The organism is Sphingomonas arenae, from assembly GCF_016924655.1.
GTDB lineage: Bacteria > Pseudomonadota > Alphaproteobacteria > Sphingomonadales > Sphingomonadaceae > Sphingomicrobium > Sphingomicrobium arenae.
The window spans coordinates 582,634-602,827 of the sequence record NZ_JAFFJU010000001.1; the positions used below are offsets into that span (position 1 = coordinate 582,634).

The window sequence follows — 20,194 nt, forward strand, 5'->3', positions numbered from 1 at the left end:
CGGCTTTAGCCGGCGTCAGCGCCGAACAGCTGTTCCAGTGCCGCACGGATCTGGTCGGCGCGATAGGGCTTTGGCAGAAGCGCCGCGCTGCCGGGCCACTCCACTCCGCCTTCCGCATATCCGGTCGCAAACAGGAAGGGGATGGAGCGCCGTTCAAGCTCCTCCGCGACGGCGTAACTGCGCTGGTCGTTCAGATTCACGTCCAGGATGGCGGCATCGATCCTTTCGGCTCGGGCAAGGTCCTGCGCGTCGTCCAGCCGAAACGCCGGACCCACCACCTCACAGCCCATGTCGGCGAGCATGTCCTCTACCGCAAAAGCGATCACCGGCTCGTCTTCGACCAGCAGGATGCGCTTGCCGGCCAGCATCAGTCCGCCTCGGCGAAGGGAGCATCGACCCGGCAGACCACGCCCTCCGGATCGAAGTCGATCTTCACCTTGCCGCCCAGTTCGGCCGCCAGTCCCCGCTCGATCATCCGGCTGCCGAAGCCACGCTTCGACGGAGGCTGCACGGGAGGACCACCGCGCTCATGCCATTCCAGTTTCAGCCGTCCGTCCTCGATCCTCCATGTAACAGAGACCGTGCCCTCGTCATTGCTGAAGCTGCCATATTTCACGGCATTGGTCGTCAGTTCGTGGACCGCCATGGCGATGCTCACGCCCGTCTTCGGCGCCACCATCAGGTCCGGGCCGTCGAGTTGGAGGCGATGGTCATCGGCCTTCACGGCGGTAATCGTGTCGCAGATGACCTGACGCAGCGGCGCGGATTCCCAGCGCTGACGTGTCAGGATGCCGTGCGCGGCCGCCAGTGCGCCCAGCCGGCCCTCGAAGCTCGCGACCATCGCGGCGGGGGAGCTGCCGTTCTTGAAGCTTTGCTGCGCGACGCTCTGGATGATTGCGAGCAGGTTCTTGGCGCGGTGGCTGAGCTCGTCGATCAGCAGCCGCTGGTGCTGCTCCGCCCTCTTGCGATCGGTGATGTCCTGTAAGGTCACCACCGCGATATCGGGTTTGCCTGTCGGGCCGATCACGGGAGACGCATGGCCGAGCAAGTGGATGATCCGACCATCGGCGCGCCGGTAGCGCATCTCGTCGCCGACCACCGTTTCGCCGAACATCACCGCCCGGCCGAGTGGGTAGGCCTCCGGCGGCAGGGAATTCCCCTCCTCGTCGATCCCGCCGTAGCGGTTGTAGGTGGACGCATCCTCCGACAGGATCGGGTGACCGAGCATGTCCTCCAGCGCCTGGTTATACTCGAAGATCTCGCCAGAGGGGACCCGGGCCACGGCGACGCCAACCGGCATCTGCTCGATCACGCTGCGCAGCATCTCCTCGCTCAGCCGCACCTTCTCGGCAGCTTCGCGACGCTCGTCGATGTCAACGACAGACCCGACGTACCCCAGGAACCGCCCCGACCCGTCAAACCTCGGTTCGGCTGTATCGGCACACCAGCGATAGCCTCCATCCGAATGCCGAAGCCGGAAGTCGACCTGATAAGGTCGATGCTCGTCGTTCGCCGTCAGAAAGACGCGCTCCGCATTCTGCCGGTCATCGGGATGCACGGCCTTCAACCACCCTAGGCCCGCGCCTTCGCCGGGGGCCTGTCCGGTATATTCGTACCAGCGGCGGTTCAGATAGGTGCAGTAGCCGGTCTCGTCAGTGACCCACAGCATGACCGGCGTGTTGTCGGCCATGTTGCGGAAGCGCTCCTCGCTGTCGCGAAGGGCATCTTCCATCTCTCGCCGCTCATCGATGTCGATGACGGACCCGATATAACCCAAAAACTCGCCCGTCGGCGCAAAGCGGGGGGCGGCCGCGTCGATGCTCCACCGGTATTTACCATCGTGCCGCCGCAGCCGGTACTCTATCCGGAACGGCTCGCCTCGACGGTTGGCCTCAAGGAACACGCGCTCCGCCTCAGCTCGGTCGTCCGGGTGGGTGGCATCCAGCCACCCGAAGCCCTCAGCCTGTTCCTTGGTTTGACCGGTGAACTCGTACCATGAGCGATTGAGATAGGTGCAGCGCCCGTCCGCATCGGTCACCCACAGCATCACCGGTGCATGGTCTGCCATGTTGCGGAACCGAGCCTCGCTTTCCCGCAGGGCTTCTTCGGCTCGGCGCCTATCTCCGGTTTCCACGCAGACGGCGACGATGTTTGCGGGTTGTCCGTCTTCGTGCCGGACGAGGTTTACGTCATTGCTGACCCAAACGGCCTCACCTTCTGGACGAACGTAGCGCTTTTCGATGCGAAAGGACTCGCCATTCGCAAGGAGCTTGCCCAGTAGAACCTGGTTCTCTGGTAAGTCATCCGGATGCGTGAGGTCTGCGATGGTGATGCTGAGGAGGTCCTCGCGCGCTCGGCCGACGATTTCGCAGTAGCGGTCGTTCGCCGTGATGATACGCCCCTGGAGGTCAGCCTCCGCGATTCCGGCACTTGTCTGCTGGAACAACGCTTCAAGATGCCGCTCCCGATCACGCAGCGCCCGCACCGCACGAATCCGGTCCGTTGTCTCGATCACCACGGCAAGCACGCCGGCCGGGCGGCCATCGTCCCCAATCACCGGCGAATAATCGAGGTCCATCCAGACCTGTTCCGGAGCGCCACTTCGATAAAGCGTCAGCTCCTGGTCCTTGTAGCTGAGCGTCCCGCCTGCCAAGCCGACCTTCATCACATGATCGTTGAAGTCGGCGACCTCCGGCCAGCCTTCCCGCACCTTGGATCCGAGCAGCTGCGGATGCCGCCCTCCGGCGAACAGCGAGTAAGCGTCGTTGTAGATCATGATGCCGTCCTCGCCCCACAGCATCACCATGGGCACGGGGGAACGAAGCAGCAGGCCGGTCGCGGCCTTCAGGCTTTGCGACCAGCTTGCAACGGGGCCCAGGCTCCCGGACCAGTCTCGCGCTTTGATGAGGGCGCCGCACTCGCCGCCACCGTCCAGAAATACAGGCATCGCTCGCCGCGCTATCGCCTCGAACGCCGCGTGGAAAGAGGGCGAAATGTCATCGCGCTGGAAAGTTGGGGTGAGGGCTCCTAGCCTCTCGCCATGCCAAGCTACGAATTCGAAGGCCTTGCCCCGACGCTCTCAGACCGCGCGTGGGCCGCACCCTCCGCAGACCTGATCGGTGACGTTCGCCTGGGCCAGCGCGCCAGCGTCTGGTTCGGTGCGGTCATCCGCGCGGATAACACGCCCATTATCGTGGGCGATGAAAGCAACATCCAGGACGGGGCGGTCTGCCATTCCGATCCCGGCGCGCCGCTGACTATCGGCAAGGGCGTGACCGTGGGTCACCAGGCCATCCTGCACGGCTGCACCATCGGCGACGGCGCGCTCATCGGCATGGGCGCACGCATCCTCAACCGCGCCTTCATCGGCGCACGTTGCATCGTCGGCGCGGGCGCGCTGGTGACGGAGGGCAAGACCTACGAACCGGGCCTGCTGATCGTCGGCTCCCCCGCCCGTCCGCTTCGAGCGCTCACCGAGCAGGAACTCGCCATGCTGGAGATGAGCGCCGCCCATTACGCCGAACGGGCGCAGCGATACGCCGCCGGGCTGCGGTTACAAGCCTGACACTTGGCGGCTTTACGCGAACGTCCCACCTTCCGCTCATGATCGACATTCGCCCCTTCTCCACCCTCGGCCACGCCGATCACGGCTGGCTCGATGCGCGCCACCATTTCTCGTTCGCGAACTACTATGATCCCGCCCGCATGGGCTGGGGCCGGATCCGGGTGTGGAACGACGACCGGATTGCCGCCCGCTCCGGCTTTCCGCCCCATCCGCACCGAGACATGGAGATCGTGACCTATGTCCGCACCGGCGCGATCACGCACCAGGACAGCATGGGCAACAAGGGCCGGACCGCGGCCGGCGACGTGCAGGTCATGAGCGCCGGCACCGGCGTCACCCACGCCGAGTACAATCTGGAGGATGAGGAGACGACCCTTTTCCAGATCTGGATCGAGACCGACCGGCCGGCGGCCAAGCCTGGCTGGGGCGCAATGCCCTTCCCCAAGGAAGCCCGCAACGGCGCCTTCCAGTTGCTGGCGAGCGGCGATGCGAACGATGGCGCCCTCACCATTAACGCGGATGCGCGGATCCTTGGCGCTACCCTGCCGGCGGGAGAGAGCATCGCGCTGGAAGTGACCCCGGATCGTCACCTGTACCTCGTTCCGAGCGCCCGGGTCCGGGTCAACGGAGTGACGGCCAATGCCCGCGACGGCGTGGCGATCACCGGCGAGAATGGCCTCCGGATTGAGGCGGAGGAAGACGCCGAACTGGTGCTGGTGGACGCCCGCTAGGCCACAGCCGCCTTGAACCAGCGCCCGTATCCGGGCATGAGGCGCGGCAAAGCACAGGCTGGCCAGACGCAGGGACGTCTGGGGGCGCCGGCCGCTCACAAGGGATACCATCCGCCAAGTGCCTGACGGTCGCCGCGCGCCTGCCTCGTTCCTGCTTGTCCTGCTGCTCGCCGCGTCACCCGCGGTGGCGCAGAACAATAGCGCCGCGACGGTCGATGTGCCGGCGCCGCCCGCTCCGCGCGCAGATACGGTCGGACCAGAACAGCTGCGCGACTTCTCGCTTCCTGGAACGGTAACGCGCCGTTCCGACGAGCAGCCGGCGTCTCGGACGGCTCCAGCGACCGGTTCACCTTCGACTACGGCGACCCGCTCCACGCCGGCACAGCCGACTTCCTCTGCCAATCGCCCTCCGCCCGCGACACAGCCGGCGGGCACGGCGGAGGCGACCCCGCCAGCGGCACCCGGGCCCACTCAGGCACCCGCCGAGACCGCGGCTCCGGCCCCGTCGCTCAGCCTCGATCTCCCGCCGCCCACGCCGGCGCAGGAATTCTCTCCGCCGATCACCTCCCCGAACGACCTCGGGCCGCCGTCCACCGACGCGCCGCTGCAAGAGAGCACGACGGCCAGCTCGGCTCCGCGCCTGTGGCCGTGGCTGCTCCTGGCGGCACTGGCCGGGATCGCCGGGCTGCTCTGGTTCCGCCGGGGGTCGAGCCGGAGCGAGGGCGGTCGCTACGGGGAACTCGCCTTCGCCGGTTCCGCGCCAGCGCCCGAGCCGGCTCCAGCACCCACTCCTCCGCCTGCGCCGCCGCTCCGTCCCGCGGCCGATATCCCGCCGCCTCTCCGGCCGGCAGCCGAAACCCCGCCGCCGCCGCCCGCGCCCGTCGGCATCGTGTCCACTCGGCTGCGTCCGTGGATCGACCTCGAATTCGCTCCGCTTCGCGCCGTGCTGACCGACACGGAGGTCGTGATCGACTTCGAGATCGTCGTCCGCAACAGCGGCAGCATGCCCGCTCGCCAGGTGATCGTCGAAGCCGTGATCATCAACGCGGGCGAGGAGCAGGAGGAGGCGCTGAACGCCTTCTTCGCGCGACCGGAGATTCCCGGGGACGGGATCGACGCCGTGCCGCCGCTCGGCACGCTTCCGTTGCAGAGCCAGGTGCGGCTGCAGCGTGCGGCGATGCGGGAATATGCGGTCGAGGGCCGCCGTCTGTTCGTGCCGATCGTCTCCTTCAATGCCGCCTATCGCTGGAGCAGCGGCGCGGGCCGCACGTCGGCGGCGTTCCTGGTCGGCGTCGGCCAGCCGGGTGCTGACAAGCTCGGCCCGCTGCGGGTCGATCAGGGCCCCCGCGAGTGGCGCAGCGTCGCCGCCAAGCTGCTCCCTTCGGGCGTTCGGCGCTAAGCATACGAATACATCCGGCTTCCGCTTGCATCGCCGAGACGAGGGGGTAGTGGCGCGGCGCCGATGCACCCACATCCGTGCCTCGCACCCACATTCAGCCTATCATCGCCCTTCAAGAGACGCCCATGTCGCACCTCCCGCTCATCCTCGCCCTGTCGAACCGCACGTTCGCCGAACAGGAAATCCAGGCTGGGATCGCTCGTCTTGAACGGCGCCCGCGCGAAGGATGGCGCCGACGTCCCTGGACGGCAGTCCGCCGGGCCGTGACAGGTTTCACGCCAAAGAGCTGACGCCCGCCGCTCGTCTACCCGGGCTGCCGCAGACAAGGTCCTGCGAGGTCATCTAGCTCGGCTGCAGCCTTGGCCTCTGCTAGAGCGCGGTTCCGATCGAATTGTAGCTGTGCCACGCGAGCACGGCCGCCGCGCCCCGGTGCGGACGCCAAGGCTCGGCGATCGTCCGCAGCTGCTTCTCGCTGGGCTTCGCTTCCAGCCCCATCAGCCGCCCGATCTCGATCTGCACCGCCAGATCTCCGGCCGGCCACACGTCGGCCCGCCCTTCCGCGAACAGCAGGTAAATCTCCGCGCTCCAGCGGCCGATCCCCTTGATCCGCGTCAGCAGTGCGATCGCTTGCTCGTCATCCGCCGGCAAGGAGCCAAGGTCGAGCTCGCCCGAGAGCACCAGCCCCGCCAGACTCCGCGCATAGCCGGCCTTCTGCCGCGACAGGCCGGCGAGCCGCAGTTCGTCGTCGCTGGCCCTCAGCACCGCCTCGAGGTCCGGCGGCGAGCCATAGGCATTCTCCAGCTCGGCCCACATGGAGCGGGCCGCGGCCACGCTGACCTGCTGCCCGACGATGGTCCTGAGCAGCGTCGTCGCTCCCGGATCGCTGCACCGCGGTTCGGGCGCGCCGTGGCGATCGAGCACCGCGGCAAAGGCCGGCTCCACCGCTCCGAGATGATCGAGCGCCACCGCCATGCTCTGCGTGGTTCGGACCAAAACTACCTCCGCGCTCTCGCTGAGCTTGTCGAAGCGGCCTCGGGAGCCCACCGAACGCAACGCGCTTCCGCTGAGCTTGTCGAAGCGCAGCCCGAGCACCCTCCGACGGCCTCACGGTGAGCCCACACCGTCACGCCACGCTCGCCGCGTAGAGCGCCACCGCCGCCGCGTTCGACACGTTCAGGCTCTCCACGACGTCGCTGATCGGCAGCCGCGCCAACGCATCGCAATGCTCGCGCGTATTCTGGCGCAGTCCCGGCCCCTCGGCACCAAGCACCAGTGCAACCTTGGGCGGACCGAGCGCCTCCTTCAGCTCACCTGGCGCGTCGCCGGCAAGTCCGATCCGCCAGAACCCCGCCTCGGCGATCTCCTCCAGCGCCCGGGCGAGGTTGACCACACGCGCCCACGGCATCCGCTCCAGCGCGCCGCTCGCCGCCTTGGCCAGCGCCCCGCTCTCCGGCGGCGAATGCCGGTCCTGAGTGACGATCCCGATCGCTCCGAATGCCGCCGCCGAACGCAGGATCGCACCCACGTTGTGCGGGTCCGTGACCTGGTCCAGCACCAGCAGCGTGGCGCGCTCGTCCGCGTCACGGAGCAGGTCGCCGAGCCAGATGTCCTCCAGCGGCTCAACCTCGATCACCACGCCCTGGTGCGGCGCATCGTTGGGTACCAGCCGGCCGAGATCCGCCACGTCGGCATAGGTGACCGGCAGGTCGGACGGGAACTGCATGAAGCCAGCCGCCTCGCGGGTCGACCAGGCCTTCAGCACCCGCCGTTCCGGATTGTCGAGCGCGGCCGCCACGGCATGCTTGCCCCAGAAGCGGGGGCGGTTGGCGGAGCCATGGCCTTGATGCGATTTCTTGCGGCGGGACATGGCACGCCTTTGTCACCACCCCGCCGCCGACGCAAACGAAGTGCGCCTGCCAGCCACTCAGGCCGCCTGCGCTGCGACTCCGCTGACCGGCGCGCGCTTGCCTGCGTGCCACCCGGCCCAGCTGGTCGCGGCTCCGATCGCCATGCCCGCAAGCACCAGGCTCGCGCTCGGCACCGCCGCCAGGGCGACCAGAATGGCCTCCAGTGCCGGATTGCGGCTCATCAGCCCCATGGTCAGCATCTGCGCGACGATGAACAGACCGGCGACAAGAAACGGCCGCGCCTTTTCTCGCAGCCGCCACCAGAGCACGGCGACGACCACCAGCTCCACCGCCATGGCCCAGAGAATGGAGGGGATGAGCCGGTCGAAGTCTTGCGGACCCTGGATGGTCAGCCCGGGCATCACTGCGCTGAAGATCCGGCTGAGCGGAGATTCGAACAGGATCAGCGGCGTGGCCAGCATGTAGCCGGCATGCGTCCAGACCTTCCGGCGGAACTTGAGCGCCCGATAGTAGAGGACGAGGTAGGCCGCGATCGCCAGTGCAAGGCCGATCAGCATCTCTCCGCCGAACCGGACCCGCACCGGATCGTTGCCGGCGGCGAAGCCCTTGGCGGTCACGTCGATGATGGCCATCAGCCCGCCGATGAGGAACGGGAACAGCAGCAGGCTCGACTTGCCGAACGCGCGATGCAGGTTGAGCATAGCGTGGTGCGGCGTCCAGCTCTGCGCCAGGACCATCAGCACCCACAGGCTCGCCGCGACTCCGTGCGCGTGGAACTGCCACGGAACGCTGTTCCACAGTGTGAAGTAGCTCTGCCAGAAGCCGGCAAGGATGACCGCGACGCAAACCAGCACACAGTAAGGCGCACGTGGGTAAGGCATCGGAGTGTCCCCCTACCGTTGCTCGGACGCGGGCATAGCACAGGCAATGGCGCAAATGCGCGGATAATGCTTCCGCATGGGCTGCAGCGCACTTGCCCTCGCCGCCAGCTTCCCCCCACAAGGACGCCCATGACCCTTACCGACCTCCTCGTCCCTAGCCTCGTCAACCAGCTGCGGGCCCTCTCGGGTTGGCTCGACAAGGCAGAGGCCTTCACGGCCGAACGCGGCGAGAGCCCGGACGGGCTGCTTGGCCTGCGCCTCGCCCCCGACATGTTCCCGTTGACCACGCAGCTGCGGTTCCTGGCTTTCCAGGCGCAAGAACCGCTCTACCGGCTCCGTGGCGAGCCCGTCCCTGAGGCCGTGCTCGTCATCCGCCAGGAAGGCCGCGACGGCGGAGAGCAGCCCGGCACCTGGGCGCAGGGCCGCGCCCGCGTGACCGAGGCCCTTGCCGTGGTGGAAGCGGTGGGCCCGGGCGAGCTCGACGCCGCCGCCGACAAGCCGCTCGCCCACGAACTTCCGACCGGCATGGTCTTCGACATGACGGGTGAGACCTACGTCCGTGACTGGGCCCTTCCCCAGGTCGCCTTTCATCACATGATCATCTACGCGCTGTTCCGGCAGGCGGGCGTGCCGCTCGGCAAGGTCGACTACGTCCCGCACATGTGGGCCTACCTGCGGCCAGGAACCGCGCCGACGGACTGATCCACATGCCGAGGGGATGGGCCGCTGTCCCGTTTCCGGGCACACGGTTCGTTGAAGACGTCCCCCAGCTTGCCGCTCAGGCCAGCCCTGCTAGCCTCTTCACAGGGGGCAAGGGGGCGAATGCTGCAAACCGCGCAAAGGTCGAGATGGACGTGGCTGGTAAGCCTGTCGGGCACGCTTGTCGCCGCGCTGTTCTCGCTGTTCGCGGCCGCTTACGTGGCCTTCGACACCAGCCTGTTCGCGGATGGCGATACCAGCTGGCACATCGCCACCGGCCGCTGGATCCTGGAGCATGGCGCGGTCCCGTTCCACGATCCCTTTTCCTTCACCATGCCGGGCAAAAGCTGGCATGCGCACGAGTGGCTGGCCGAGGTGCCGATGGCGCTCGCCTACGATCTCGCCGATTGGCGCGCGCTGGCGCTTCCCTTTGTTGCCGCCTTCGCCTTCACCCTGTTCCTGATCGGGCGGGAGCTCAGCCGCCACTTTCCGGTGCGCTGGATGCTCGCCACGGTCGCGGCCGTCTTCAACATCCTGTTTGCGGCGACGCTGGCGCGGCCCCACCTGTTCGCCTGGGCGATCCTGGTCAGCTGGCTGCTCCTTCTGCTTCGCGCCCGCGAGGCTCACCGTGCGCCGCCACTGCTCGCCATCCTGCTGATGGTCGTCTGGGCGAACATGCACGCCAGCTACATCGTCGGCCTCGGGCTGGTCGGCGTCTTCGCCCTGGAAGCGCTGGTCCAGGATCGCTCCCCCGCCGCCACCTTGCGCGCCTGGGTACCCTTCGGATTGCTGAGCCTCGCCGCCGCGTGCGTGACCCCGTTCGGCATCCAGGGGTTCCTCTACCCCTTCCAGGTCAGCGGCATGGAAGCGCTCAGCGTAATCGGCGAGTGGCGACAGACGCGCGTCATCAGCGACGGCATCTTCCTCGCCTATTTCGTCGTCGTGGTCGGTTTCGCGGCGCTGTCTTGGCGCCGGGTCGGGATCGTGCGGCTGCTGCTGACCGCCGCCCTCGCCTACATGGCCTTGAAGCACATTCGCCACCAACAGCTGTTCGCGCTGGTGACCGTCCTGGCCGTGATTCCCCTCGCCATGGCCCGGTTCACCGGGCGCGACCGGCCAGCTCCCGCGCCGGCGATCGACCGCTGGACCGTCGTCCTGCTCGCAGCCGGTTTCCTGCTTATCAGCGCCGTCCGGCTGATGGTTCCGCTCGAGCCCAAGTCACCCCCGGGCTACATGGGCGGCGCATTCGAAGCCGTGCCCGCGGAGCTCCGGTCCAAGCCGGTGTTCAACACCTACAGCTTCGGCGGCCCGCTGATCCTGCGGGGGGTGAAGGTCTTCATCGATGGTCGTGCCGACATGTACGGCGACCGCTTCACGCTGGACTTCGATCGAATGTCTGACGGCGACGTCCGCCTGTTCCAGCAAACCGCCGATCGCTACGGCATCGAGTGGGTGATCCTCTGGAAGGCCGACGCGCTATCCGCGAAGCTGGACAAGGTACCCGGGTGGCGGCGGATCCATTCGGACGAGATCGCCACCGTGCACGTTCGTGAACGCCGGCAACCGCAGCCCCGATAAGCACAGCGATTAGGCCGCCCGTACCAGCTCCAGCAGCCTCGCAACCGATCGCGACATGCCCGTGCGGAGGCTCCGTGCGCTCAGGCTCCGCATGGCCCCCGCCTGCTCCGCCATGCTGACCAGCCGACCGTAGATGCCCTGCTCCTCCTTCGCCGAGAAGAAATGCGGGTAAAGCGAGCGCCCGTTGTCGGCCCGCCCGCCATGCCGGTCGATGTTGCGGCGGATGGCGCCGACGTTCAGCCACATCAGCTGCGACGGCGCGCCGACCCCGGCGTTGGTTCTGGGCTCCCCCACCGGATGGAAGCCGAGCATGGCCTCGTAGAAGCGCCGATGCCGCGGGTTCACTTCGATCAGCAGGTCCGTGCAGGAATAATGCATGGATCCATAGATGAAGATGATGTGGAACAGCGCCGCCAGCCGCGGCCGCGCCGGGCTAGAGGTGTCGAAAGCGAACCGCGTCAGCTCGCACAGCCTCGCTCCGGGCGCACGGCGGAACACATCCACCTCGTCCTTGAACGTCCGGTCGACGGCCAGCCCCGCGTCGGAATCGACGGTCAGCGTGAGCGTGCCGATCGTCGCCTCGGCGTTGGTGGCGGTGAAGGTCACGCTGTTGGGCTGCACCGGCAGCGGGTGGCTGGGGCCATAGCCGCGCCACTCGTACATCCGGCTCAGCAGCATGTTCGCGCGGTTCCGCTGCCCGTCGCAATCCGCCAGGCGAATGGTCATCGTCTCCGGCTCCGACCCGTGGCGGGTCGGCAGGTCGATCGCATGGAGGTGCGCACCCGGCGTCGGATCCGCAGGCACTTCATCGGCTCGCCGCAGTTCGCGGGAACTTCGCCACTTGAACTTCATTATCCCCCCACGATTCCAGATCGTGTCCCAAGGCCGTGCGATTACTGCGACCTGCAGGTTAGCAAGGGTAGACGCTGCTGTTCGTTGTGCGCTCACCTGTGAGCAGGTTGCGCCGAGTTGTTCCTGCTACTGCTTAAGTTACGGTAACGTAACGAGAAATGGCCCTGTTGCCTCCACGCAACGGGCTCGGAGCAATGGGCTGTTTCAGATCGGGATTGCGGAACCTCCTGCCGAGTTGATGATTTCCGCAATGGTTAAGAGATTCTTAATCAGTCAGCGGAGGTTTCCCAATGAAGCGTACACTCGGGTTGCTGGCGGCCGCATCCGCCCTTGCATTCACAGCCGTGCCGGCCCAGGCCGCCACCACGGTCATCACCCCCAGCGAGCAGCCTGCGGGAACCACCTTTGTCGTCGCAGGTGACATCTTCAACGGCCCGATTGCGGCCACCTTCGGTCACACTGGCATCACCGCCGGCGACTTCACCGACCTGTTCCAGTTCACCATTCCGCAGAACGGCACGGGCAGCGGTTCGGTCATCACCAGCGTCACGCTGCAGGACTTCCTCGGCGGGACCGACCTCGACTTCACCTCCGTGCTCGTCAACGGCATCGCCGCGACCCTCGTCCTCCGCGACGCGAGCGGCAATGTCTGCGCCGTTCGTGGCGTCGGCACCTGCGGCGCTTCGGAAAGCTTCGCGATCAACAACGTGCCGATCTTCTCCGGCATCCTGAACACGATCGAAGTCACCGGCGTTTCGCGTGGCCTCGGCTCGTACGGCGGCAATGCGACCTTCATCCCGTCCGCGGTTCCCGAGCCGGGCACCTGGGCGATGATGCTGCTGGGCTTCGGCGCGATCGGGTTCGCGATGCGTCGCCGCCGCAGCGCGCTTCCGGCGATGCAGGTCGCCTGAACCCACAGGGTTCGCGAACGGAAAGGGCGGCCCTCGGGCCGCCCTTTTTGTACCTGCGCGAGAGGAGCAGCCGATCAGGCGGCCTCGCGCTCCCCGCCGGCACGCCTGGACGGAACACCCTCACGCTTGCGCGGATGGCCAGTCGCGACCACGCCGCCGGACAGCGTCTTCACCCACGGATAGCGCACCGCCACCTCGTCCGTGTAGCCGAGGTTGAACACGGTCGGGCTCTTCTTCGGCCGTTCCGAGCGGTCGTAGAAAGTGCCCAGCACCTTGTCCCAGAAGTAGTTGGTGATGCCGTAATTGCCCTTTTCGTCGTGGAAGTGGTGCGCCATGTGACGCTTCTTCATTTCCGCGATGATCTTGCTCTTCGGCTTGTAGGCCAGGTGCTGGATGCAGTGCACGAACTCGTACACGCAGGTCGTGACCAGTCCCGCCGCCAGCGCCGCCGCCGCGCCACCGATGCCCCCGATCGCATAGCCGATCGGCAGCGTTACCGCCGCAATGGTCGGCAGCGTGGTGTGCAGCGCACCGAACAGCACCTCCAGGTGGTTCGGATCCTGGTGGTGATCATAGTGGATGCGCTTCCAGGTGGAGGCGAGCACCGGCACTTTGAACATCCAGTTCGAATGCAGCACCCAGCGGTGCAGCGCGTACCAGACCAGCGGATAGGCCACCACGGTGATGCCCACGGCCGCGGCCGTCTGCAGCGCACCCGCTGGATGGGCAAACCACACGCCGACCGACACCGCCGACAGCAGGATGTAGGCAATGATCGCCGGATACTGGAAATAGGCGACCCACAGCTCCTTCAGCGTCATGCGGTCCAGATAGTGGGACCGCCGCCAGATGCCGCCATTCACCGCTTCGCTCTTCACGTCGCTTGCCTCGAATTGCATTGGATTTTTCCCGGATCACTCCGGATATGGGTCACATTTCTGCAACCGCAATGCGGCGGAAGTAGGACCGCCTTTGGGCTAGCGGTCGAGCGCGGCCCGAAGATCGTCCGCGGTGGCCAGCCTCATCCGCTCCCCGTTCACCTCGAACGTCGGAGTTCCAGTCACACCGGCCGCCTGGGCCGAGGTCTGCGCGCTCTCCAGCCAGGCCATGTTCTTCGGGTCGCTGACGCACTGGTCGACCGCCGCCCCCGTCAGCCCATGCCGCGCCGCAATCGGCTTCATTCCTCCGACCGCGGCGACCCGCCGATTGAGCGCCGGCACGCCCTGCTCCTTGACGGCATTCAGCTGGCTCGCCGAAGCCCGCACCCGCTCGGTCACTGCGGCGCTGTTACGGTAATAGTCCTCGATGAACGCCAGCCGCCTGGGCGCTGGCACGCAGCGCGCGATCAGCGTCGCGGGAATGTCCTGCGGAAAAATCAGGAACGGCCGGAACTCGAAGCGCAGGCTCCCCACCCGCACCCGCTTGGCGATCTCCGGCAGCCCCTGTTCCGCGAAGTGCGCGCAGTGCGGGCAATGGAGCGAGCCATATTCCACCAGGCTGTCGGCCGCCTTGGCCGGCCCCACCCGCACCAGCGACGGCGCAGGAGCCGAACTCCCCGCTGCGAGGGCGGCGGCGGCAACGATCAGCAACGACTTGATCACTCTTCGCTCCTCACCAGCACCGTTTCCCCGATCAGCAGGAAGAGGAAGAAGGGTGCCCAGGCCGCCATCAGCGGCGGGTAGGCGCCCACATTCCCCATCGCGATCGCGAAATTGTCGGCCACGAAGTAACTGAACCCCAGCGCCATGCCGATGGTCGCGCGCAGCAGAACGTTGCCTGAACGGGCGAGGCCGAATGCCGCCACCGCCGCCAGCAGCGGCATCAGCAGGCTCGACAGCGGCCCGGACACCTTGTGCCACAGCCCGGCCTCAGCCTCGGACGTCGGACGACCCGCCGCCCTCATTTCGCCGATGGCCTCCCGCAGCGCGAAGAAGTCGCGTTCCTCCGGATCCACCTTCGCCAGCTTGATCTGCGCCGGCTCGACCCCCTCCAGCCCGCGCATCTGCGGCACCTGCCGCACCAGGCTCATGCGGCTATCGTAGATTTTCACGCCTTTCAGCAGCCATGCGCCATCGACCGGGTCGGCGCGCTCGACGTCGACGATCCGCTCCAGCCGGTTATCCTCGCGCTGGTAGATGGTGATCCGTTCGGCGTGCACGTTCGCTCCGAACCCGGCCGCGTGGCGCACGCGAACCAGGTCGTCCCCGGCCATCAGCCAGACATTGCTCAGGATCCCGCTCTCGGGCGGTAATGGGCGATAGTCGTTGTCGTCCCACGCCGTCACCATCCGGGTCGACTTGGTCACCACGAACTCGTTGAAGGCGAACGCCGCTCCGGCCACGAACAGGCTCGCGACGATCAGCGGCGCCAGGATCTGGTGCGCCGAGATGCCGGCCGCCTTCATCGCGATCACTTCGCTATGCTGGTTCAGAGCCGTGAAGGTGATCAACGCGCCCAGCAGCAGGCTGAACGGCAGGAACCGGCTGATCAGCATCGGCACCCGATAGGACACGTAGCGCCACAGCTCGGCCTCGCCATTGCCCGGCACCGCCAGGATCTTGCCGCTCTCGCCCAGCAGGTCGAGCGTCATCAGCACCAGCACCAGCGCGACCAGCACCGCGAAACTGCGGGTCAGGAACAGCCGGACGCTGTAGAGCGCAAGCCGCTTGGACGGGAAGAACTGAAGGTTGATCACGTCGCTGCGGCCTCACGCCCGAACTGCGGCAGCAGGCCGCGCACGAACTTGCCGACGCGTCCGGCCCCGCGCTCCAGCGCCCCGATCGGCTGGCCTCCGGGCTTGCTGGCCAGCGTGTGGTACATCCACAGGATCAGCAGCGCAAAGATCAGGAACGGCACCCACAGCGCCAGTTCCGGGTTCAGCCGCCCCTGCGCGCCCGCGTCCTCCGCCCACTGGTTCACCTTGTGGTAGGCCACCACGATCACGATCCCGACAAAGATCCCCAGCGCCGACGCGCTTCGCTTGGGCGGCACCGCCAGCGCCACGGCCAGCAGGGGCAGCAGCAGCATCATCACCACCTCGGTCATCCGGAAGTGGAGGTTGGCACGCGCCGCCAGGTTTGCCTCGCCGGTCGCGCCGCCCCCGTAGGCCTGCCGGGTCAGCTCGGGCAGCGTCAGCTCGTCGATCGCGTTGCCGCGCTGCCGGAAGCTGTCCACGCGCGGCAGGTTGATGGGCAGGTCGTAGCTTTCGAACGCCAGGGTCCGCGGCGTCTGGAACTTGGGCGACTGCTGGATCAGCCGGCCGCGCTCCAGCCGTAGCAGGATGGTGTCAGGATCGTCCGTCGCCAGGAATCGCCCGTGCTCGGCCGTGGCCACCACCGACCGGCCGGCCTTGTCGTCCACCTGCACGAACAGGCCGTGCAGCTGCGTGCCACCCTTCTCGGAACGGTCGATGCGCAGGGTGAAGCGGTTGGACAGGGTGTTGAACTCCCCAACCTTGAGGCTCGCGCCGAGCGCCCCGGACCTGAGGTCGAAGCGGAGCCGCTCATAGCCATAGTGGGTCCACGGCTGCAGCCAGCCGACGATGAACAGGTTCAGCAGCAGCAACCCGAACGCATAGGCATACGGCACCCGCAGCAGACGCCCGAACCCGGCCCCGAGGCCCCGCAGCGCATCCAGCTCCGACGACAGCGCCAGCTTGCGGAAGGCCAGCAGGATGCCCAGCATCAGCCCGATCGGGATACCCAGCGCGAAATATTCGGGGAGCAGGTTGGCCAGCATCCGCCACACCACGCTGACGGGCCCGCCGGCGTTCACAACGAAGTCGAACAGCCGCAGCATCTTGTCCAGCACCAGCAGCATGGCCGCCAGCAGCAGCGTGCCGAGCAGCGGCACGGCAATGGACCGGGCGATGTAGCGGTCGATCAGGGAAAGGCTGCGCACGAATTTGTCGCCGGAACACCACGATTTGGCCGCAAAGGGCCACGAGATGGAACACAGACGCTGGGCTCAGTCCCGGCGCCCCACACACGGCTTATAACGGATTGGCGTACAAAAGCATGTCCAAACTTCCGTTCCTCGCACTGGCCGCGACCGGGCTGGCCCTGCCCGCTTTGCTGGCGCTCGCGCCCGTGTCGGCCGCGGTGGTCGGCAAGGATGCGGCCGCGTGCAACGGTGGAAAGCCGTCGCTCCACGTCCAGGTGCGCGGGTTCAAGCAGGCTGCGGGAACGGTTCGGGTCGTCCTCTACGGGCCCGACGGCTACCTCCAGAAGGGCGGCTCGCTACGCAAGGTCCGCGTGCCGGTGCAATCCAGGGATGCACTCGACGTCTGCATCGCCGTGCCCGCGCCGGGCACCTATGCCGTCGCGGTCCACCACGACGTCGATGGCGACAAGCAGAAGGACCGCACCGACGGTGGCGGCTTCTCGCGCAACCCGAGGCTGAGCCTCACCAGCTTGAGGCCCCGGTTCCAGGCGACGGCGGTCAGCGTCGGCAGCGGCCCACGCGTGGTCCCGGTTCAGCTCCAGTATCTGCAGGGGCTGCGTATCGGCCCGGTGAAAGGCTGACATGGCCCAGGCGCGCATCGCCCTCCTCTCCAATCCGCGCTCCACCGGCAACGTGAAGCAGTTGCCCTGCATCCGCGCCTTCTGTGCGGAACGGCCCGACATCTTCCACTATGAGGTCGAGCAGGCCGACCAGATCGGCGAGGCGCTGAAGACCATCGCGCGCGTCAAGCCCAAGATGCTCGTCATCAACGGCGGCGACGGGACCGTGCAGGCGGCCCTGACCGAGCTGCACAATGGCGGCCACTTCGGGGAGGCGACGCCGCCCGTCGCGGTGCTCCCGAGCGGCAAGACCAACCTCATCGCGCTGGACCTCGGTGCCCACGGCGATCCGATCGTCGCGCTGGAGCGGCTCGCGAACCTCGCGCAAGCCGACCTCTCTCCGCACCTCGTCGCGCGCGAACTCATCGCCTTGCGCTGCGGCCCGGGCGAACAGCGCCCGGTCATCGGCATGTTCCTCGGCGGCGCCGGCCTTGCCGACACCATGCTCTATTGCCGTGACCGCATTTATCCGCTCGGGCTGCCGAATGGCCTCAGCCATGTCATCACGGCCTTTGCGGTCCTGCTTCGGCAGCTGCTGGGCATCAGGGCGAGCTTCCTGCCGCCCGATGCCATGCCGCTGCAGGTCTCCAGCAAGGGCGGCATGATCAGCGGCCGCTTCGCACTGCTGGCCGTGACCACGCTCGAAAAGCTGCTGCTCGGGGGCGACCTTCATGGCCGCGGGTCCGGACCGCTCAAGCTGCTCGCCATCGAGCAGCGCCCCTCCTCGGTCCTGCGCGGCGTGATCGCGGGCCTCGCCGGTCGGCTTGGTCGCGGTCAGCTCAACGGCGTGCATGTCGAGGAAGCGGACGAGATCAGCATCGAAGGCGACCAGTCCAGCGTCATCCTCGACGGCGAGATGTTCCACGCCAGCATCGGCAAGCCCATCCACCTGAGCCCGGCCTCGCCCCTGTCCTTCGTCCGACTGGCGGCCTGAGCCATGAGCCAGTTGCGCGAGCTCGTTCGCGAGGAACTCCTCGAACCTGTCGATCCGCGAGTCTCCGCCATGGCCCGCGCGCTAGCCGACAAGTACGGCAAGGCCAGCCGCGCGGTGCTCTTCTACGGCTCCTGCCTGCGTCAGCGCGAACTCGACGGGCTGATGCTCGACTTCTACCTGATCGTGTCTAGCTATGCCGACGCTTATGGCCGCAGCTGGCTCGCGCCCGCCAACCGGCTGATCCCGCCCAACGTCTTCCCGTTCGAACATGACGGGCTCACCGCCAAATATGCGGTGCTGAGCGAGGCCGACTTCTTTCGCCTCAACGGGCCGGAGACCCGGAGCGTGTCGGTGTGGGCGCGCTTCGCCCAGCCGTCTCGCCTCGTGTGGTTCTCGGACGTCGCCGCTCAAGGCCGAACGATCGCCGCCGTCGCCCGCGCCGCACCGACCCTGCTCTGCTCGGCCCTCGCCGTCCTCCCGAACGACCAGCCGCCGCTCGACCTGTGGCGGGCCGCCTTCGCCCTCACCTACTCCGCCGAACTCCGCGCCGAGAGAAAGGAGCGTGGCCAGTCGGTCGTGGACGCCGATCCGGAGCGCTACCTGCGCTTCACCGGTCCCGCCCTTGCCGCGGCCCGCGCCGAAGGCCGCCGCCGCAACGTCAGCTGGCGCCGCCGCCGGGTCGAGGGCAAGCTCCTGTCCGTGCTCCGCCTCGCCAAGGCCAGCGCCACCTTCGCCGGCGGCGCGGAATATATCGCGTGGAAGATCAACCGCCACGCCGGCACCGACATCCAGCTCAAGCCCTGGCAGAAGCGCTGGCCCCTCCTCGCGGCCGTCAGCCTCGCGCCGAAGCTGTGGAAGACCCGCGCCGTCCGCTAGCGAGCCATGGCGTGCCATCCCACGCTGCGCTAGGTCCCCGACCCATGACCCTCGTGATCCGCCCCGTGACCACCGCTGCCGACCGGCGGCGCTTCGTCGACCTCGCCTGGGACGTCTACCGCGACGACCCCGCCTGGGTTCCGCCGCTGAAGGACGAGGTCATGGGCCTGATCACCCCGGGCAAGAACCCGTGGTTCGAACATGCCCGCGCCGCCTTCTGGCTCGCTGAGCGCGACGGCAAGCCTGTCGGCCGGATCAGCGCCCAAGTGGACGAGCTGGTGCTCCACCACATGGGCGCCGGCACCGGCCAATGGGGCATGTTCGAAGCGCTCGACGCCGAGGCCGCCGCCGCCCTCATCACCACCGCCGAGCAGTGGCTGCGCGACCAGGGAATGACCCGAGCCCTCGGGCCCTTCAGCCTGTCCGTGTGGGACGAAGTCGGCCTCCTCGTGAAGGGCTTCGACCAGCCCCCGACCGCGATGATGGGCCACCATCGCCCCGCCTACGAAGGTTGGGTCGAGGCCGCCGGCTACGCCAAGGCCAAGGACCTCTATACCTACGAACTCGACATCCGCATCAGCATGGTCCCGCTTATCCAGCGCCTGATCACCGCGGGCGAGAAGAACCCCCGCATCCGCCTTCGCCGCGTCGACAAGAGCCGCTTCGCCGAAGAAGCCGCGCTGATCCTCGGCATCCTCAACGATGCCTGGTCCGACAATTGGGGCTTCATTCCCCTGACCGAGTCCGAGATCGCCTACGCCGGCAAGAAGCTGAAGCCGATCATCTTCGAGGATTTGGTCTACGTCGCCGAATATGAGGACGAGCCGGTCGCCTTCATGATCACCATTCCGGACATCAACGAACTGCTCGCGGACCTGGACGGCCGGCTGTTCCCGTTCGGCTGGGCCAAGCTGCTGTGGCGCCTGCGCAAGCCCCGGACCCGGCGCATGCGCGTGCCGCTCATGGGCGTGGCCAAGCGCCTCCAGGGCTCCCGCCTCGCCGGCCAGCTGGCCTTCATGATGATCGAGAAGTCCCGCGCCTATTCCGTCGGCAAGTATGGCGCCAGCCACGGCGAGTTCGGCTGGGTGCTGGAGGACAACCAGGGCATGATGTCCATCGCCCAGCTGCCCGGCGCGGACATCAACAAGGTCTATCGAGTGTACGAGAAAGCGCTCTGAGGCTGGTGATCGAATGTCCGCTCTGGGTGGAAAGCGGACACAACGGAGCGAACTTCGCGACGAACTTCTCAGCGTCCGCGTTCGAGGTTATGCGGACGACTTCGCAACCAACGGGAGCGAGCGCAGCAAGTCTGGCGATCTTCGCAGAGCCACTCTCGCG

Annotated in this window: 21 protein-coding genes; 11 read left to right on the top strand and 10 right to left on the bottom strand. The window is 67.3% G+C overall.

Annotated features, from left to right (window positions below; translation table 11 throughout):
- Positions 1-5: 5 nt before the first annotated feature.
- Together JT720_RS02925 and JT720_RS02930 are read right to left on the bottom strand one after the other, a co-directional pair.
- Positions 6-368, bottom strand: a complete 363-nt coding sequence (locus tag JT720_RS02925) for a response regulator (RefSeq protein WP_205479239.1) — start codon at positions 366-368, stop codon at positions 6-8.
- A complete protein-coding gene (locus JT720_RS02930; protein WP_205479241.1) occupies positions 368-2,947 on the bottom strand; it encodes a PAS domain-containing sensor histidine kinase in 2,580 nt (859 codons plus the stop codon). The genes JT720_RS02925 and JT720_RS02930 overlap by 1 nt, the downstream gene beginning before the upstream one ends.
- Before the next feature lie 93 nt (positions 2,948-3,040).
- Between JT720_RS02930 and JT720_RS02935 the strand changes: the two genes are divergently transcribed.
- The 4 genes from JT720_RS02935 to JT720_RS02950 all read left to right on the top strand — a co-directional run bounded on the left by JT720_RS02935 (position 3,041) and on the right by JT720_RS02950 (position 5,985).
- Positions 3,041-3,565, top strand: a complete 525-nt coding sequence (locus JT720_RS02935) for a gamma carbonic anhydrase family protein (RefSeq protein WP_205479243.1) — start codon at positions 3,041-3,043, stop codon at positions 3,563-3,565.
- Positions 3,566-3,603: 38 nt separating this feature from the next.
- Positions 3,604-4,296 carry a pirin family protein gene (locus tag JT720_RS02940; RefSeq protein WP_205479245.1) on the top strand — a complete coding sequence of 231 codons (693 nt, stop codon included), beginning with the start codon at positions 3,604-3,606 and terminating at the stop codon, positions 4,294-4,296.
- Between the two features lie 118 nt (positions 4,297-4,414).
- The gene (locus tag JT720_RS02945; protein WP_205479246.1) at positions 4,415-5,695 is read left to right on the top strand and encodes a hypothetical protein; all 1,281 of its coding nucleotides are present in this window, start codon (positions 4,415-4,417) and stop codon (positions 5,693-5,695) included.
- A gap of 125 nt (positions 5,696-5,820) precedes the next feature.
- Positions 5,821-5,985, top strand: coding sequence for a hypothetical protein (locus JT720_RS02950; RefSeq protein WP_205479247.1), 165 nt, complete (start codon positions 5,821-5,823; stop codon positions 5,983-5,985).
- Positions 5,986-6,064: 79 nt separating this feature from the next.
- On the opposite strand, the gene JT720_RS02955 is transcribed toward JT720_RS02950, so the two are convergent.
- The 3 genes from JT720_RS02955 to JT720_RS02965 all read right to left on the bottom strand — a co-directional run bounded on the left by JT720_RS02955 (position 6,065) and on the right by JT720_RS02965 (position 8,444).
- Positions 6,065-6,667 (bottom strand): DNA-3-methyladenine glycosylase family protein, encoded by a 603-nt coding sequence (locus JT720_RS02955; RefSeq protein ID WP_205480140.1) that lies wholly within the window; start codon positions 6,665-6,667, stop codon positions 6,065-6,067.
- A gap of 151 nt (positions 6,668-6,818) precedes the next feature.
- Complete coding sequence (gene rlmB, locus JT720_RS02960; RefSeq protein ID WP_205479248.1) at positions 6,819-7,562, bottom strand: 23S rRNA (guanosine(2251)-2'-O)-methyltransferase RlmB; 744 nt, start codon at positions 7,560-7,562, stop codon at positions 6,819-6,821.
- A gap of 57 nt (positions 7,563-7,619) precedes the next feature.
- Positions 7,620-8,444 (bottom strand): hypothetical protein, encoded by an 825-nt coding sequence (locus JT720_RS02965; protein ID WP_205479249.1) that lies wholly within the window; start codon positions 8,442-8,444, stop codon positions 7,620-7,622.
- A gap of 129 nt (positions 8,445-8,573) precedes the next feature.
- Between JT720_RS02965 and JT720_RS02970 the strand changes: the two genes are divergently transcribed.
- Both JT720_RS02970 and JT720_RS02975 read left to right on the top strand, forming a co-directional pair.
- Positions 8,574-9,146, top strand: coding sequence for a DUF1993 domain-containing protein (locus JT720_RS02970; protein WP_205479250.1), 573 nt, complete (start codon positions 8,574-8,576; stop codon positions 9,144-9,146).
- A 120-nt stretch (positions 9,147-9,266) separates the two neighbouring features.
- Positions 9,267-10,721 carry a hypothetical protein gene (locus JT720_RS02975; RefSeq protein ID WP_205479251.1) on the top strand — a complete coding sequence of 485 codons (1,455 nt, stop codon included), beginning with the start codon at positions 9,267-9,269 and terminating at the stop codon, positions 10,719-10,721.
- Positions 10,722-10,730: 9 nt separating this feature from the next.
- Here JT720_RS02975 and JT720_RS02980 read toward each other — a convergent pair whose 3' ends face one another.
- A complete protein-coding gene (locus JT720_RS02980; RefSeq protein ID WP_205479253.1) occupies positions 10,731-11,573 on the bottom strand; it encodes an N-acyl amino acid synthase FeeM domain-containing protein in 843 nt (280 codons plus the stop codon).
- A gap of 290 nt (positions 11,574-11,863) precedes the next feature.
- On the opposite strand from JT720_RS02980, the gene JT720_RS02985 reads away from it, so the two are divergent.
- Positions 11,864-12,484 (top strand): FxDxF family PEP-CTERM protein, encoded by a 621-nt coding sequence (locus JT720_RS02985; protein ID WP_205479254.1) that lies wholly within the window; start codon positions 11,864-11,866, stop codon positions 12,482-12,484.
- A gap of 74 nt (positions 12,485-12,558) precedes the next feature.
- Here the strand turns inward: JT720_RS02985 and JT720_RS02990 are convergent, their stop codons facing one another.
- The 4 genes from JT720_RS02990 to lptF form a co-directional block, all read right to left on the bottom strand.
- Positions 12,559-13,383: a sterol desaturase family protein gene (locus JT720_RS02990; RefSeq protein WP_205479256.1), complete on the bottom strand. Its 825-nt coding sequence runs from the start codon at positions 13,381-13,383 to the stop codon at positions 12,559-12,561.
- Between the two features lie 78 nt (positions 13,384-13,461).
- Positions 13,462-14,085, bottom strand: coding sequence for a thioredoxin domain-containing protein (locus tag JT720_RS02995; RefSeq protein ID WP_205479258.1), 624 nt, complete (start codon positions 14,083-14,085; stop codon positions 13,462-13,464).
- Positions 14,082-15,176, bottom strand: coding sequence for an LPS export ABC transporter permease LptG (gene lptG, locus JT720_RS03000; RefSeq protein WP_205480142.1), 1,095 nt, complete (start codon positions 15,174-15,176; stop codon positions 14,082-14,084). The genes JT720_RS02995 and lptG overlap by 4 nt, the downstream gene beginning before the upstream one ends.
- The gene (lptF, locus tag JT720_RS03005) at positions 15,176-16,384 is read right to left on the bottom strand and encodes an LPS export ABC transporter permease LptF (protein WP_205479259.1); all 1,209 of its coding nucleotides are present in this window, start codon (positions 16,382-16,384) and stop codon (positions 15,176-15,178) included. The genes lptG and lptF overlap by 1 nt, the downstream gene beginning before the upstream one ends.
- 116 nt (positions 16,385-16,500) lie before the next feature.
- On the opposite strand from lptF, the gene JT720_RS03010 reads away from it, so the two are divergent.
- The 4 genes from JT720_RS03010 to JT720_RS03025 are packed head-to-tail and all read left to right on the top strand — an operon-like array spanning position 16,501 to position 20,034.
- Positions 16,501-17,007: a DUF2141 domain-containing protein gene (locus JT720_RS03010; RefSeq protein ID WP_205479261.1), complete on the top strand. Its 507-nt coding sequence runs from the start codon at positions 16,501-16,503 to the stop codon at positions 17,005-17,007.
- Position 17,008: 1 nt separating this feature from the next.
- A complete protein-coding gene (locus JT720_RS03015; RefSeq protein WP_205479262.1) occupies positions 17,009-17,980 on the top strand; it encodes a diacylglycerol/lipid kinase family protein in 972 nt (323 codons plus the stop codon).
- 3 nt (positions 17,981-17,983) lie between these two features.
- Positions 17,984-18,856, top strand: a complete 873-nt coding sequence (locus JT720_RS03020; protein ID WP_205479263.1) for a hypothetical protein — start codon at positions 17,984-17,986, stop codon at positions 18,854-18,856.
- Positions 18,857-18,900: 44 nt separating this feature from the next.
- Positions 18,901-20,034 carry an N-acetyltransferase gene (locus JT720_RS03025; RefSeq protein WP_205479264.1) on the top strand — a complete coding sequence of 378 codons (1,134 nt, stop codon included), beginning with the start codon at positions 18,901-18,903 and terminating at the stop codon, positions 20,032-20,034.
- Positions 20,035-20,194 lie beyond the last annotated feature (160 nt).

What these genes read in the sequence shown, in the direction of transcription:
- JT720_RS02925 (WP_205479239.1), bottom strand. Translation starts at nt 368, where the DNA reads ATGCTGGCCGGCAAGCGCATCCTGCTGGTCGAAGACGAGCCGGTGATC.
- JT720_RS02930 (WP_205479241.1), bottom strand. Translation starts at nt 2,947, where the DNA reads ATGCCTGTATTTCTGGACGGTGGCGGCGAGTGCGGCGCCCTCATCAAA.
- JT720_RS02935 (WP_205479243.1), top strand. Translation starts at nt 3,041, where the DNA reads ATGCCAAGCTACGAATTCGAAGGCCTTGCCCCGACGCTCTCAGACCGC.
- JT720_RS02940 (WP_205479245.1), top strand. Translation starts at nt 3,604, where the DNA reads ATGATCGACATTCGCCCCTTCTCCACCCTCGGCCACGCCGATCACGGC.
- JT720_RS02950 (WP_205479247.1), top strand. Translation starts at nt 5,821, where the DNA reads ATGTCGCACCTCCCGCTCATCCTCGCCCTGTCGAACCGCACGTTCGCC.
- JT720_RS02955 (WP_205480140.1), bottom strand. Translation starts at nt 6,667, where the DNA reads ATGGCGGTGGCGCTCGATCATCTCGGAGCGGTGGAGCCGGCCTTTGCC.
- rlmB (WP_205479248.1), bottom strand. Translation starts at nt 7,562, where the DNA reads ATGTCCCGCCGCAAGAAATCGCATCAAGGCCATGGCTCCGCCAACCGC.
- JT720_RS02965 (WP_205479249.1), bottom strand. Translation starts at nt 8,444, where the DNA reads ATGCCTTACCCACGTGCGCCTTACTGTGTGCTGGTTTGCGTCGCGGTC.
- JT720_RS02970 (WP_205479250.1), top strand. Translation starts at nt 8,574, where the DNA reads ATGACCCTTACCGACCTCCTCGTCCCTAGCCTCGTCAACCAGCTGCGG.
- JT720_RS02975 (WP_205479251.1), top strand. Translation starts at nt 9,267, where the DNA reads ATGCTGCAAACCGCGCAAAGGTCGAGATGGACGTGGCTGGTAAGCCTG.
- JT720_RS02980 (WP_205479253.1), bottom strand. Translation starts at nt 11,573, where the DNA reads ATGAAGTTCAAGTGGCGAAGTTCCCGCGAACTGCGGCGAGCCGATGAA.
- JT720_RS02985 (WP_205479254.1), top strand. Translation starts at nt 11,864, where the DNA reads ATGAAGCGTACACTCGGGTTGCTGGCGGCCGCATCCGCCCTTGCATTC.
- JT720_RS02990 (WP_205479256.1), bottom strand. Translation starts at nt 13,383, where the DNA reads ATGCAATTCGAGGCAAGCGACGTGAAGAGCGAAGCGGTGAATGGCGGC.
- JT720_RS03010 (WP_205479261.1), top strand. Translation starts at nt 16,501, where the DNA reads ATGTCCAAACTTCCGTTCCTCGCACTGGCCGCGACCGGGCTGGCCCTG.
- JT720_RS03015 (WP_205479262.1), top strand. Translation starts at nt 17,009, where the DNA reads ATGGCCCAGGCGCGCATCGCCCTCCTCTCCAATCCGCGCTCCACCGGC.
- JT720_RS03020 (WP_205479263.1), top strand. Translation starts at nt 17,984, where the DNA reads ATGAGCCAGTTGCGCGAGCTCGTTCGCGAGGAACTCCTCGAACCTGTC.
- JT720_RS03025 (WP_205479264.1), top strand. Translation starts at nt 18,901, where the DNA reads ATGACCCTCGTGATCCGCCCCGTGACCACCGCTGCCGACCGGCGGCGC.